This is a genomic window from Pseudomonas sp. NPDC086566 (genome assembly GCF_050280885.1).
GTDB classification, from domain to species: Bacteria; Pseudomonadota; Gammaproteobacteria; order Pseudomonadales; family Pseudomonadaceae; genus Aquipseudomonas; species Aquipseudomonas vlassakiae.
Genome location: NZ_JBNNWD010000010.1, coordinates 144,302 through 156,989, shown reverse-complemented (window position 1 = coordinate 156,989; position 12,688 = coordinate 144,302). Strand labels below are relative to the sequence as shown.

13 protein-coding genes are annotated in these 12,688 nt (G+C 63.7%); 8 read left to right on the top strand and 5 right to left on the bottom strand.

The genetic code is table 11. The annotated features are described in order from the left end of the window. The first annotated feature begins 64 nt into the window (after positions 1–64). The 4 genes from ACQKPS_RS22510 to ACQKPS_RS22495 all read left to right on the top strand — a co-directional run bounded on the left by ACQKPS_RS22510 (position 65) and on the right by ACQKPS_RS22495 (position 4,304). Positions 65–1,975 carry a sigma-54-dependent Fis family transcriptional regulator gene (locus ACQKPS_RS22510; protein ID WP_254481585.1) on the top strand — a complete coding sequence of 637 codons (1,911 nt, stop codon included), beginning with the start codon at positions 65–67 and terminating at the stop codon, positions 1,973–1,975. A gap of 69 nt (positions 1,976–2,044) precedes the next feature. Further along, a complete protein-coding gene (mpl, locus tag ACQKPS_RS22505) occupies positions 2,045–3,394 on the top strand; it encodes a UDP-N-acetylmuramate:L-alanyl-gamma-D-glutamyl-meso-diaminopimelate ligase (protein WP_254481584.1) in 1,350 nt (449 codons plus the stop codon). Beyond that, positions 3,391–4,020: a flavin prenyltransferase UbiX gene (gene ubiX / locus ACQKPS_RS22500; protein ID WP_254481583.1), complete on the top strand. Its 630-nt coding sequence runs from the start codon at positions 3,391–3,393 to the stop codon at positions 4,018–4,020. The genes mpl and ubiX overlap by 4 nt, the downstream gene beginning before the upstream one ends. Next, the gene (locus tag ACQKPS_RS22495) at positions 4,017–4,304 is read left to right on the top strand and encodes a YceK/YidQ family lipoprotein (protein WP_427605653.1); all 288 of its coding nucleotides are present in this window, start codon (positions 4,017–4,019) and stop codon (positions 4,302–4,304) included. The genes ubiX and ACQKPS_RS22495 overlap by 4 nt, the downstream gene beginning before the upstream one ends. Positions 4,305–4,310: 6 nt before the next feature. Here the strand turns inward: ACQKPS_RS22495 and ACQKPS_RS22490 are convergent, their stop codons facing one another. From ACQKPS_RS22490 to ACQKPS_RS22480, 3 genes are all read right to left on the bottom strand, one after another. Beyond that, positions 4,311–4,952 carry an oxidoreductase gene (locus ACQKPS_RS22490; RefSeq protein ID WP_254481581.1) on the bottom strand — a complete coding sequence of 214 codons (642 nt, stop codon included), beginning with the start codon at positions 4,950–4,952 and terminating at the stop codon, positions 4,311–4,313. 27 nt (positions 4,953–4,979) lie between these two features. Then, complete coding sequence (locus ACQKPS_RS22485) at positions 4,980–6,713, bottom strand: C13 family peptidase (RefSeq protein ID WP_427605652.1); 1,734 nt, start codon at positions 6,711–6,713, stop codon at positions 4,980–4,982. A 179-nt stretch (positions 6,714–6,892) separates the two neighbouring features. Further along, positions 6,893–7,348, bottom strand: coding sequence for a MaoC family dehydratase (locus ACQKPS_RS22480; RefSeq protein ID WP_427605651.1), 456 nt, complete (start codon positions 7,346–7,348; stop codon positions 6,893–6,895). Between the two features lie 144 nt (positions 7,349–7,492). On the opposite strand from ACQKPS_RS22480, the gene ACQKPS_RS22475 reads away from it, so the two are divergent. Genes ACQKPS_RS22475 through ACQKPS_RS22465 form a run of 3 tightly spaced genes read left to right on the top strand, consistent with a single transcriptional unit; the run spans position 7,493 to position 9,171 of the window. After that, positions 7,493–7,852: a CidA/LrgA family protein gene (locus tag ACQKPS_RS22475; RefSeq protein WP_254481579.1), complete on the top strand. Its 360-nt coding sequence runs from the start codon at positions 7,493–7,495 to the stop codon at positions 7,850–7,852. A gap of 2 nt (positions 7,853–7,854) precedes the next feature. Next, on the top strand, positions 7,855–8,571 hold the full coding sequence (locus tag ACQKPS_RS22470; RefSeq protein WP_254481578.1) for an LrgB family protein: 717 nt from the start codon (positions 7,855–7,857) through the stop codon (positions 8,569–8,571). Between the two features lie 9 nt (positions 8,572–8,580). Next, positions 8,581–9,171, top strand: a complete 591-nt coding sequence (locus tag ACQKPS_RS22465) for an LON peptidase substrate-binding domain-containing protein (protein WP_254481577.1) — start codon at positions 8,581–8,583, stop codon at positions 9,169–9,171. 28 nt (positions 9,172–9,199) lie between these two features. Here ACQKPS_RS22465 and ACQKPS_RS22460 read toward each other — a convergent pair whose 3' ends face one another. Together ACQKPS_RS22460 and ACQKPS_RS22455 are read right to left on the bottom strand one after the other, a co-directional pair. Continuing rightward, positions 9,200–10,516 (bottom strand): bifunctional DedA family/phosphatase PAP2 family protein, encoded by a 1,317-nt coding sequence (locus ACQKPS_RS22460; RefSeq protein ID WP_427605650.1) that lies wholly within the window; start codon positions 10,514–10,516, stop codon positions 9,200–9,202. Between the two features lie 3 nt (positions 10,517–10,519). Then, entirely contained in the window at positions 10,520–11,212 is a 693-nt protein-coding gene (locus ACQKPS_RS22455) for a DNA-3-methyladenine glycosylase (protein WP_427605649.1), read from the bottom strand. 204 nt (positions 11,213–11,416) lie between these two features. Here ACQKPS_RS22455 and ACQKPS_RS22450 point away from each other — a divergent pair, with 204 nt between their 5' ends. After that, entirely contained in the window at positions 11,417–12,688 is a 1,272-nt protein-coding gene (locus tag ACQKPS_RS22450; RefSeq protein ID WP_427605648.1) for a glutamate-5-semialdehyde dehydrogenase, read from the top strand.

Here is a 12,688-nt window from a genome sequence, read left to right as displayed (position 1 = left end):
GTTGCAAACCCTGCGCAGGTGGAGGATGCTGGCCTGAATCTCTATCTGCGGAGAACAACAACAAATGCAGAGCAACTCATTCAGCCAACATGCCCAGCAAGTGCATACCGTTGCCCGTGGCGAAGCGGGCAGCGATCCTTCCATTGCCCGCTCCTGGCTGCGCTGCCTTGACGATTACCATCTCGACCCGTCAGTGATCGAGGCACCGGTGGTGCTTGAGCACGGCCGCCTGCTGGAGAGCCGCGAGCGCCTGCGCCAAGTCCTGAAAATCGCCGACAGCGAAATGAACAGCCTGCACCAGCAGCTGTCTGGCGCCGGCCATGCGGTGCTGTTGACCGATGCCCGCGGGGTGATCCTCAACTGTGTCACCGCGCCCAGCGAGCGGCGCAACTTCGAGCGTGCCGGGCTGTGGCTGGGCGCGGACTGGAGCGAAGCGCGCGAGGGTACCAATGGCATCGGCACCTGCCTGGTCGAGCGTCAGGCCCTGACCATTCACCAGAATGAGCACTTTCGCGGCCGCCATACCGGGCTGACCTGCTCGGCGAGCCCGGTGTTCGACCCGCACGGTGAGCTGCTGGCGGTGCTCGATGTGTCCTCGGCGCGGCCGGACGTATCGCGCCAGAGCCAGTTCCACACCATGGCGCTGGTCAACCTGTCGGCGAAGATGATCGAGAGCTGCTATTTCCTGCGTCACTTCGAGCAGCAGTGGTTGCTGCGCATCCACGTGCAGGCGGAGTCGGTCGGCCAGTTCAGTGAAGGGTTGCTGGCGTTCGATGGCGATGGCCGGATTTGCGCCGCCAACCAGAGTGCGCTGAACCTGTTGGGGACCATTCGCGGCGGTGTATTGGGCAAACCGCTGGAGATGTTCTTCGCCTGCAGCCACGACGAGCTGTTCAGCCGCGCGACGCCAGGCGGCAGTACGGTCTGGCCGTTACGCACCCGTGATGGTCGCCAGGTGTTCGCCAGCCTGCGCGGCCAGGCGTCGGCGCCGCGATGGACGGTGCCGGCCAGCCTGCCCCAGGCCAGGCCTGCCACAGCGCCGGGCATCTGCTTGCTGGACCCGGCTCTGCAGCACGATTTCCAACGTGCCGTGCGTGTGTTCGAGCGCGATGTGCCGCTGCTGCTGCGCGGCGAGACCGGTTGCGGTAAAGAAGCCTTTGCCCAAGCCGTGCACCAGGCCAGCCAGCGCCGTGGCAAGCCGTTCGTGGCGGTCAACTGTGCGTCGATCCCAGAGAGCCTGATCGAAAGTGAGCTGTTCGGCTATCGCGGTGGCAGCTTTACCGGAGCACGCAAGGAGGGCATGCGTGGCAAGCTGCTGCAGGCTGACGGCGGTACCTTGTTGCTGGACGAGATCGGCGACATGCCGCTGGCGTTGCAGACCCGCCTGTTGCGGGTGCTGGAAGAGCGCCAGGTGGTGCCGATTGGTGGTGAGCCGCAGGCAGTGGATGTGCGGATCGTCAGCGCCACCCACCGCGACTTGCTGGAACGGGTGGAGCAGGGCAGTTTCCGCGAAGACCTGTACTACCGGCTCAATGGCCTGGAGGTGGCGCTGCCAGCGGTGCGCGAGCGTAGTGACAAGGAGCAGTTGCTGGATTTCCTGCTGCATCAAGAGGCACAGGGGCAGGTGGTCCGATTGGCGCCCGAGGCGCGTCAGGCACTGCTTGGCTTTGCCTGGCCGGGGAACGTCCGGCAGATGCGCAACGTGCTACGGACCTTGGTGGCGCTGTGCGAAGACACCATCATCCACTTCCTGGACCTTCCCGCCATCATCAAGACGTACGCGCCCTCTGTGGGAGCGGCTGTCGAGCCTGAAGTTTCGGAGGGCGTCGATGTATTGCAGAGCGCTGAACATCAGGCGCTGATGGAAGTGCTGGAAGCAAAACACTGGCACCTGACCCGGGTCGCCGAGCACCTGGGCATCAGCCGCAATACCTTATATCGAAAACTTCGAAAACACGGCATCAGCCGCGTGTAATAACCGAAACAGCGTGTGCGATTTTTCTCGCCCTAGGCTACCCTGCCTCGAAGTTTTGCGAGGTCGATCATGCATATTCATATTCTCGGTATTTGCGGCACTTTCATGGGTTCGCTGGCCGTGCTGGCCAAAGAGCTCGGCCACCGCGTCACCGGCTCCGACGCCAACGTCTATCCACCCATGAGCACCCAGCTCGAAGCCCAGGGCATCGAGCTGACCCAGGGCTACGACCCGGTTCAGCTGGACCCTGCACCTGACCTGGTGGTGATCGGTAACGCCATGTCGCGGGGCAACCCGGCCGTGGAGTATGTGCTCAACAAGGGCCTGCCTTATGTGTCCGGCCCGCAGTGGCTGGCCGACCACGTGCTGCAGGGCCGCTGGGTCCTGGCCGTGGCAGGCACCCATGGCAAAACCACCACCAGCAGCATGCTGGCCTGGGTGCTGGAGCATGCCGGCATGAGCCCGGGCTTCCTGATCGGCGGTGTGCCACAGAACTTCTCGGTGTCGGCACGCCTGGGCGGCACGCCGTTTTTCGTGGTTGAGGCCGACGAATACGACAGCGCCTTCTTCGACAAGCGCTCGAAGTTCGTGCATTACCACCCGCGCACCGCGATCCTCAACAACCTTGAGTTCGATCATGCGGATATCTTCCCGGATCTGGCGGCGATCGAGCGGCAGTTCCATCACCTGGTGCGGACCATTCCGAGTGAGGGCCTGGTCATTCACCCGACCACTGAGCAAGCGCTGGAACGTGTCATCGGCATGGGTTGCTGGACTCCGGTGCAGACTACCGGTGAAGGTGGCCAGTGGCAGGCGCGCCTGCTCAGCGCCGATGGCTCGCGTTTCGAAGTGCTGTTCGAAGGTGAAGTACAAGGAGTGGTGGACTGGGCGCTGACCGGTCAGCACAACGTTGCCAACGCCCTCGCCACGCTGGCCGCTGCCCGTCATGTGGGCGTGGTGCCAGCAATGGGCATCGAAGGCCTTAGCGCATTCAAGAGCGTCAAGCGGCGCATGGAGAAGGTCGCTGAAGTCCAGGGCGTGACTATCTACGACGATTTCGCCCACCACCCGACCGCCATTGCCACAACACTCGACGGCCTGCGCAAGCGCGTTGGCGAAGCGCCGGTGATCGCCATTGTCGAGCCGCGCTCCAATTCCATGAAGCTTGGCGCCCATCGTGACGGCTTGCCGGAAAGCGTCAATGACGCCGACCAGGTGATCTGGTATGCGCCCGCCAACCTGGGTTGGGACCTGGCCGCCACGGCGGCGCAATGCAAGGTGCCCAGTGTGGTGGCCGACAGCCTCGACGCCATCATCGAGCGGGTCAAGGGCCAGGCGCGCCCGGGTACCCATGTGGTGATCATGAGCAATGGCGGCTTCGGCGGCCTGCACGGCAAGCTGGCCGAGGCACTGCAGTGAGCGGTCCGGAACGCATCACCCTGGCCATGACCGGCGCCTCCGGCGTGCAATACGGCCTGCGCCTGCTCGACTGCCTGGTGCGCGAAGACCGTGAGGTGCATTTCCTCATCTCAAAGGCCGCGCAACTGGTGATGGCCACCGAGACCGACGTGGTCCTGCCGGCGAAGCCGCAGGCCATGCAGGCGTTTCTCACCGAATACACAGGGGCTGCCGACGGGCAGATTCGCGTTTACGGCAAGGAGGACTGGATGTCACCGGTGGCCTCGGGCTCTGGTGCGCCAGCGGCGATGGTGGTGGTGCCATGCTCGACCGGTACCTTGTCGGCCATCGCCACCGGTGCCTGCAACAACCTGATCGAGCGGGCCGCCGACGTCAGCCTGAAGGAACGCCGGCAGTTGATCCTGGTGCCGCGCGAAGCGCCGTTCTCGACCATTCACCTGGAGAACATGCTCAAGCTGTCGCAGATGGGCGCAGTGATCCTGCCAGCGGCGCCGGGGTTCTATCACCAGCCGCAGACCATCGATGACCTGATCGACTTTGTCGTGGCGCGCATTCTCAACCTGCTGAACATTCCGCAGGACATGTTGCCACGCTGGGGCGAACATCATTTCGGGGCTGATGATTGAAACGCTGCCTGGCTGGATTGCTGGCGGCCAGTCTGCTCGGCGGCTGCGCCACAGTGCGCACGCTGGACGCCAACAAGCCAGGGGCGCCAGTGGTGTATGCCGGGACCCGGCTGGACATGTACGCAATCAAGGGTGGCTGCTGCCCCATGGATCGCTTCGGTGCCGAGGCGCCGGCGTATCCACGCCTGGACCTGCCTGGCAGCATGCTGCTGGACACGCTGTTCCTGCCGCTGTCATTGCTGACGGCGGCAGGCATAGGGTTTCAGGCTACGGGTGGGCTGTAGCGGCTGTTATTTGCCGAGCCTGCGTAACTCGTCGGACTCGATCACGCGGATTCCATCTTCTTCTTCCAGCGCCAGGCGCCACAACGCCCGTGCCAGTGTGCATGCCTCGATCCCGCGATATTTACCCGGCATCAACTTCGAGAATGGCGAGGCCAGCTTCTCACCCAGGCGTGGTTCCAGCCGTTCACCGAGCAGCAACGATGGCCGCACGATGGTCAGTTGTGGCCAGTCCTGAGCCTTGAGCGCTTCTTCCATTTCGCCTTTGACGCGGTTGTAGAAGATTGACGACTTGGGGTCGGCACCCAGGGCGCTGACGACCAGCAGGTGGCGCGCACCCATTTCTCGTGCGCGCTTGCTGAAGGCCACGACCATGTCCAGATCGACGGCGCGAAACGCTTGCTCCGAGCCCGCCTGCTTGAGGGTGGTGCCCAGGCAGCAATAGGCAATATCGACCCGGCCGGCCAGTTGCGGGAGAAACACTGCGGGGTCGCCCACCGGGTTTTCCAGGTGGGGGTGCTCGGCCAATGGCCGACGGGTCGGGGCCAGCACGCGACTGATGGTGGGTTCGTTGAGCAGGCGGTCGAGCAGGTGCTCACCGGTAAGGCCGGTGGCACCGGCAAGCAGGACATGCTGAGGCGTCAAATACATGATGTCTCTCCCTTGTTACACACAAGCTTAGCGGCTGGCAGGCGTTTTTGCCTGTTCCTGCGGCTTGGCCTGTGCCGCATTACGCAAGGCTTCCTCGGCTTGGTGCTTACGCAGTTGCTGCCAGTGTGCCAGTACTGCGGGCGGCGCCCAGATCTGGGGTTCGGAGGCCTCGAAACCTTCCCTCCGTTCTCGTTCGGCAACACTGGTACGCGCCAGTTCAAACGCTTGTTTCAGGTCGTCGGTCTGGTTCAAGGCCTCGGCGAACAAGGCATCGCCGAAGTAGGTAAAGTCAGCTTCTTCCGAGCACCCGAACGATACCCGGTCGGCACGGGCGGCCGTCATGATCAGCGTACGGTCGTCCTTGAGCGGGGCGATATAGCCACCTGAATAACAGGCGGAGATGACAATGATCTTGTCGCGGTCCTTGAGCGGCGCCAGGGCGCTGGCCAATTCGTCGGCGGACAGGTCGGCCAGCTGCAGGCGCGGTTGGTCGAGCACCAGCTGGTGGTCCTGGCTGCCGTGGCTGGTCAGGTAGATGAAGATCAGGTCTTCCGGGCCGCTGCGTTCGGCCAGGGTGCGGGCGGCGCGGCTGAGATTCTCGCGGGTGGCCATGGGGCGGGTGGTCATCTGGTCGCGGTGGTTGACCAAGGTGACCTGGCCACGGGCACCGAAACGCACATTGAGCATGTTGCTGACATAGTCGGCTTCGCGCAGGAACACGCTCTGCTGACCATCGCCGGCCACTACCAGACTGTACAGCTGGACGGGCGGCGCCGAGCGCGGTACCCGCGCCAGGGCTTCATCCAGCAGGCGGCCCTGATTGAGCAGGGCCAGGTCCAGCGGGTCGGGCAGTAGCTTGCCTTTCTGGTCACGTACGCGCACACCATTGACCCAGAAGCCGCTTTCGACCTGGCCGTTGGCCAGCGTCAGCTTGCCGTGGCCCTGGTAGGCGTCGTTGTCGAAACCGCCGACGTACCTGCTGCCATCCGGCAACTGCAGGCTGCCTTGGCCAGACAGATGCCAGTCGACGAAAGTGCCTTTGTAGTGGCTGCCGTCGCTGCCGAGCAATTCGCCTTCGCCGGTCAGCGAACCGTCCTTGAACTCGCCTATCCAGACGTCGCCGTCGGCGTTCTCGTAGCGGCCACGGCCCTCCAGGCGGTTGTCCTTGAACTCACCGATGTATTGCTCGCCATCGACGCTGTCGTAGGTGCCGCTGCCCTGCAACTGGCCGTCGACGAAGCGGCCACTGAACTGGTTGCCGCTGGCATCGCTGCGCACGCCTGCGCCATTGGGTTTGCCTTTGGCGAACAAGCCTTGGTAGCGGCTGCCGTCGGCCATTTCCAGTTCGCCGGCACCTTCGTACTGGTCATCCTTGAATTGGCCGCGGTAGCTCAGGTCGGCCTGCTTGAGCGTACCTTCACCGTCACGTCGGCCGTGGCTGAATGTGCCGGCATAGTGGCTGCCGGGGGTGGTCAGGTCGCCCAGGCCGTGGAACAGCCCCTTGTCGAACTGGCCTCGGTAGATCTCACCGTTGCTGCCATGCCACTCGCCCTGGCCGTGCCACTGGCCGTCCTTGAAGCTGCCGGCGTACCAGCTGCCGTTGGGGTAGTCGATGCGCCCCTCGCCCTGCAGCAACCCATCGACAACCTGCCCGCGGTAGCGGCCACCGTCGGGCAGGCGTGCGTCAGGCGGGGACAACGACTCACCATCGCCACAGGCTGCGAGCATCAGGGTCAGTGCGAGGGGGAGCAGTGGACGCATGGCGGAATCCGGGCAAAAGGTCTGCCGAGTATGCCGCAGAATGCGGGGCGCAGGTATCTGTGATCCAATCGGAATCGGGGTTGGATTGTTCGCGGGTGAACCCGCTCCCACAGGTACAGCACAAAGGCCTGGCCGTGTGGCGATCCTGTGGGAGCGGGTTCACCCGCAAATTGGCTCTGTCAGACGAAGCAGAGCGAGAGGGGTTCTGAGATATAGGCCGGCTTCTCTTCGCCTTCGATCTCCAGGGTAGCGGTCGCTTTGAGCAGCCACTGCCCCGGCTTCTTCTCGGTCACCTCACCCAGGTCCACCTTCAGTCGAACCTTGCTGTCGACCTTTACCGGCTGGATGAAACGCACGCTGTCGAGTCCATAATTGACCACCATCTTCAACCCTTCAGGAAGCACCAGGATGTCCATCATCAGCATGGGGATCAGCGACAAGGTCAGGAAACCATGCGCGATGGTGGTGCCGAACGGGGTTTTCGCCGCTTTTTCCGGGTCGACATGGATGAACTGGAAATCGCCGGTGGCTTCGGCGAACAGGTTGATGCGCTGCTGGTCGATCTTCAGCCAGTCGGAACGTCCCAGCTCCTTTCCAACGTACTGCGATAGCTCGTTTACCGGTACATAGGGCATCGCGACTCTCCAGGTTGTCATTTGGTACGAAAGTGCAAGATCAGCACGGCGAACCGTTTCAGTCAAGAAGCCCGCATTTCGGCGAATATCGGCTTATACGCAGCGCGTGCTTATAATGTCGCGGCGTGCCTGAAGGAGGTCCTTATGCTGTTGCGTGGTTTGACCTGGCTGGTGCTGTTTCAGCTGCTGGGTACGGCGCTCAATCACTTGTGCGTGCCGATTCTGCCGGGCCCGATCATCGGCCTGTTACTGCTGCTGTTTTTCCTCATGGCCCGCGGCGAGGTCGGCAAGCCGCTGAGCGAGGCCGCCGGTAGCCTGCTACGTTACCTGCCATTGCTGCTGGTGCCGCCAGCGGTGGGGGTGATGGTCTACGCCAAGGACATTGCCGCAGACTTCTGGGCGATTGCCGGTGCGTTGCTGATTTCCTGCCTGGTGACCCTGGTGTTCGTCGGCCTGCTGATGCAGAAACTCATCGACCGCCAACACCGCAAGCACGAGGAATAGCCATGATCTTTGACTGGCAGGGCGCGCTCGACGCGGTCATCCACCATCCCTTGTTCGGTATCGGGATCACGTTGGGCGCGTACCAGATAGTGCTGGCCGCTTACGAAAAGACCCGCTGGCTGTTCCTGCAACCGGTATTGGTGTCGATGCTGCTGGTGATCGGCGTGCTGCTGACCTGCGGCATCAGCTACGCCGAATACCGCAAAAGCACCGAAATCATGAACATCCTCCTCGGCCCCGCCACCGTGGCACTGGCGGTGCCGCTCTATCTCAACCTTCGGCGCATCCGGCAGCTGTTCTGGCCGACTTTTACTACGCTGGTAATCGGAGGCCTGTTCGCCACGGTCTGCTGCTTGCTGCTGGGCTGGTGGTTCGGTGCCGAACACATGATCCTGATGACCATGGCGCCGAAATCGGTCACTTCGCCGATCGCCATGCTGGTGGCGGAACAGATTGGTGGCGTGGCGGCGCTGGCGGCCGTGTTCGTGTTGATTACCGGGGTGATCGGGGCAATCTTCGGCCCGGCACTGCTGACCCGGCTGGGTGTGCACAGCCCGGAGGCGCGTGGCATGTCGCTAGGTGTGACGGCTCACGCCGTGGGCACTTCGGTGGCCTTGCAGGAAAGTGACGAGTGCGGCGCTTTTGCCGCGCTGGCGATGAGCCTGATGGGGGTGGCCACGGCGGTGTTCCTGCCGTTGGCGGTCAGCCTGGTGGCTTGAGGAGTTGTGATGACGCTACCGCTGTTTCCCCTCAATACCGTGTTGTTTCCCGGTTGCCTGCTGGATCTGCAGATCTTCGAGGCGCGTTACCTGGACATGATTGGCCGCTGCATGAAACAGGGCACCGGCTTTGGCGTAGTGTGCATCGTCGAAGGGGAGCAGGTCGGCAAGGCGCCGCCGGTGGTGGCCTCGATCGGTTGCGAGGCCATGATCCGTGACTTCGTCCAGCAGGACAACGGCTTGCTGGGCATTCGCGTGGAAGGTATACGGCGCTTCGAGTTGAGCCAGACCGAAGTCCAGAAAGACCAATTGCTGGTCGGCGAGGTCCATTGGCTGGCGGAACAGCCGGACAGCCCGCTCACCGATCACGACGATGACTTGCTGGCGCTGCTGGTGGCACTGGGCGAGCATCCGATGGTCGAGGCGCTGGACATGCCGCGGGACGTCGACGGGCGCCAGGCCTTGGCCAACCAACTGGCGTATCTGTTGCCGTTCATGGAAGAGGACAAGCTGGACTTGCTGGCGATCGACTCGCCGGCGCAGCGGCTGGAAGAAATCCAGAAGCTGCTTGAGCGGATCCAGGGTGAGTTGTTCGCCTGATTGAGCGCAGTGGCCTGTACCGGCCACCTCAATACTGGTAGCGAAGCAGGGCATGAGGCAGCGCATGCATGGCAAAGAACGCCAGCAACGCGACGCACGCCGGCAACACCAGCCACCAGACCTTCTGCGGCAGTGCTGTCAGCGGCTGCCGATGCTGCACCAGCGTCAGGCTCAGCGCGCACACACAACAGGCCAGCAAGGCGCCGGCCATGATGTCGGTCGGCCAATGGGCGCCCAGGTACACCCGCGACAATGCAATCGCCAACGCCGGAATGCAGCCCAGCATCACCCAGGTCAGGCGCATGCGCGGCGGCATGCCACGCCCGGCCAGCACTGCCAGGGTCAGGAAGAATGCGAACGATGCCGAACTGTGCCCGCTGGGCATGCTGTAGCTGGTCAACGGGTCGCTCAGTACTTCCGGGCGGGCACGGGCGAACAGCCATTTGAGCGTGCCATTGGCCAGCGCCGTGCCAATCAGCGTACCGCCCGCGAACAGGGCATGGCGCCACTGACGCGCCAGGAGCAGCAAGCCGGTCAGCAAACCGCCCAGGAAAAACTGGGTCTTGAAGTCGCCCAACCGGGTCACCAGCACCACGGTGCCATCAATGGCTTTGCTACGGTGTTCCTGTACCAGCGTCATCACGCCCTGATCGAATGCCTGCAGGTAAGGCCAGCCAAGAAACACCGCCGCGAGTGCGATGAAGCTCAGGCCGGCGATCAGCCGGGTACCATGACGCTGGTCGCGCAGGCTGCTGTTCAGGCTCAGGCCGATCAGTACCGCCAGGGTCCCGGCGATGATGCCGGCATCCAGCCAGAAACCTTCAGGCAAGGGCAGGCGCATGGCGGCACCGGTGGCCCAGCCGGGCAGCAGGTAAGCCACTGACCAACCCGCACCCGCCACCAGGCTGACGGCGATGAAGCGCGGCAGCGGCATGTCGAACATCCCGGCCACCATTGGCAGCATCGGCCGCAGCGGGCCGATGAAGCGGCCGACCAGCAGGCTGGCGATGCCATAACGCTGGAAGTAGGCCTCGGCGCTGCCGATCCACTCGGGGTGATGGCGCAGCAGCGGCAGGCGGCGGATGTTCTGGTGGAAGTACTTGCCGACGGTGTACGACAGTGCGTCACCGAGCAGGCCGCCGAGGAACCCCAGCAGCAGGGTTTCTCCCAGGCTGAATGCGCCACTGCCGGCCAGCACGGCAACGGCAAACAGCAGTACCGTGCCCGGCACGATGATGCCGGCAATGGCCAGGCACTCAACGCACGCCACCAGAAAAATCGCCACACCAAGCCACTGTGGGTTGGCGCTGAGCCAGCCTGTCAGGCTGTCGAGCCATTGGCCCATGTTTCAGCTTCCTTGTTCGAGGATGAAAAAGTCTTGCCCTTCGACTTGACCCCGGCGCAGCGGGTTCCGGGTGCAGAAACGGGCGTATTCGGCATCGACGAAGCGGTACGGCAGGTGCTCGTCGCGCCCGTGGGGAATGCCCAGACGTGCCGTTTGGATCACCCTTGGCACGGCAATGCCGCAATCTTCGACGTACAGGCGTTCGGGGTCGAAACGCTGTGCGTCCCAGTGCGGCACTTTCAGGCCCATGGCCTTGCACAGCAGGGTCTGCCCGGCGCACAGGCGCTCGGGCGGGCGCAGGTTGCCGCTGGCGTCGGGGTTGTTCAACTGCATCTGTGCGAGGCTGTTGGCATCGGAGATGGCATCGACCCAAGGGTATGCGGACTTGATCAGCACCGCGTTACCCGGGCCTTTGGCGCTGAAATTGAGCGAGTCGCCACCGCGGGCGTAATACATGTAGATGTGCCCGCCGTCGAGGAACAGCGCCTTGCGTTTTTCGGTGTAGCCGAGCGACGCGTGGCTGCCTTTGTCGGTCAGGTAGTAGGCCTCGGTCTCGATGATCCGCGCAGCCAGCCAGAGGTCGCCTTGGCGATGACGGATGACTTTGCCCAGCAACGCCTTGGCCAAGGTCTGGGCGTCGCGGTCGAAGAAGTTGTCAGGAAGGGCACGTGCAGGGCAGGGGGCTGAGGCTGGCATGCTGGCGGTTCGTGGCAGTAAAGGCGGGGATGATAGCAATGAATAGCTTAATCGAGGCTGAACCGGGACAGTTCGATAAGCGCGGTTACATCTTTCCTATGGATTCTACCAAGCCATTTTCGACCATCCGCCACCCGCCGCTGGGCGTATACCTGCGCGACAGTTATAATCAGCCGATTTCCCCTTCGCCAAGACACCGAACCCATGACTGAGTCCGTTCTTGACTACATGACCCGCCTGGGTCGCGCCGCACGCCAGGCTTCCCGCGTCATCGCACGTGCCAGCACCGCGCAGAAGAACCGCGCCCTGCAGGCCGCCGCCGATGCGCTGGATGCTGCGCGCGCCGAGCTTGCCGCAGCCAACGAACTGGACCTGGCCGCCGGCCGGGCCAATGGCCTGGAGGCGGCGCTGCTTGACCGCCTGGCGCTAACCCCGGCGCGTATCGACGGCATGATCACCGGCCTGCGCCAGGTGGCCAGCCTGCCGGACCCGGTCGGCGCCATCCGCGACATGAGCTACCGCCCGTCGGGCATTCAGGTCGGTAAGATGCGCGTGCCGCTGGGAGTGATCGGGATCATCTACGAGTCGCGCCCGAACGTGACCATCGATGCCGCCAGCCTGTGCCTGAAATCGGGCAACGCCACCATTCTGCGGGGCGGTTCCGAGGCCATCCACTCCAACCGTGCCATCGCCACCTGCATCCAGCGTGGCCTGGCTGCGGCCGGCTTGCCGGCTGCCGTGGTGCAGGTGGTCGAGACCACCGACCGCGAAGCCGTTGGCGCGCTGATCAGCATGCCCGAGTTCGTCGACGTCATCGTGCCGCGCGGTGGCCGTGGCCTGATCGAGCGCATCAGCCGCGATGCCCGTGTGCCGGTCATCAAGCACCTGGACGGTATCTGCCACGTCTATGTGGCCGAGCACGCCGACCTGGACAAGGCCTGGCGCGTGGCGTTCAACGCCAAGACCTACCGCTATGGCATCTGCGGCGCGATGGAAACCCTGCTGGTCGACCAGCGCGTGGCCGCAGGCTTCCTGCCGGAAATGGCCCGCCGTTTCCAGGAGAAGGGCGTCGAACTGCGTGGCTGCGAGCGTACCCGTGGGTTGATCGAGGCCAAGCCGGCCACTGAGGACGACTGGCACACCGAGTACCTCGACGCGATCCTGTCGATCCGCGTCGTCGACGGCCTGGACCAGGCCATCGAGCACATCAACCAGTACGGCTCGCACCACACCGACTCGATCATCACCGAACACCAGGGCCAGGCCCGCCAGTTCATGGCCGAGGTCGATTCGGCATCGGTGATGCTCAACACCCCGACGTGCTTCGCCGATGGCTTCGAGTACGGCCTGGGCGCGGAAATCGGCATCTCCACCGACAAGCTGCATGCCCGCGGCCCGGTCGGCCTGGAAGGCCTGACTTGCGAGAAGTACGTGGTGATCGGTGACGGCCAGCTGCGTGGCCAGGAGTCCTGCTGA

Coding starts and splice junctions, on each gene's coding strand:
- ACQKPS_RS22510 (WP_254481585.1), top strand. CDS start 65: ATGCAGAGCAACTCATTCAGCCAACATGCCCAGCAAGTGCATACCGTT.
- ACQKPS_RS22485 (WP_427605652.1), bottom strand. CDS start 6,713: ATGCGTCCACTGCTCCCCCTCGCACTGACCCTGATGCTCGCAGCCTGT.
- ACQKPS_RS22480 (WP_427605651.1), bottom strand. CDS start 7,348: ATGCCCTATGTACCGGTAAACGAGCTATCGCAGTACGTTGGAAAGGAG.
- ACQKPS_RS22455 (WP_427605649.1), bottom strand. CDS start 11,212: ATGCCAGCCTCAGCCCCCTGCCCTGCACGTGCCCTTCCTGACAACTTC.
- ACQKPS_RS22475 (WP_254481579.1), top strand. CDS start 7,493: ATGCTGTTGCGTGGTTTGACCTGGCTGGTGCTGTTTCAGCTGCTGGGT.
- ACQKPS_RS22450 (WP_427605648.1), top strand. CDS start 11,417: ATGACTGAGTCCGTTCTTGACTACATGACCCGCCTGGGTCGCGCCGCA.
- ACQKPS_RS22490 (WP_254481581.1), bottom strand. CDS start 4,952: ATGTATTTGACGCCTCAGCATGTCCTGCTTGCCGGTGCCACCGGCCTT.
- ACQKPS_RS22470 (WP_254481578.1), top strand. CDS start 7,855: ATGATCTTTGACTGGCAGGGCGCGCTCGACGCGGTCATCCACCATCCC.
- ACQKPS_RS22465 (WP_254481577.1), top strand. CDS start 8,581: ATGACGCTACCGCTGTTTCCCCTCAATACCGTGTTGTTTCCCGGTTGC.
- ACQKPS_RS22460 (WP_427605650.1), bottom strand. CDS start 10,516: ATGGGCCAATGGCTCGACAGCCTGACAGGCTGGCTCAGCGCCAACCCA.
- mpl (WP_254481584.1), top strand. CDS start 2,045: ATGCATATTCATATTCTCGGTATTTGCGGCACTTTCATGGGTTCGCTG.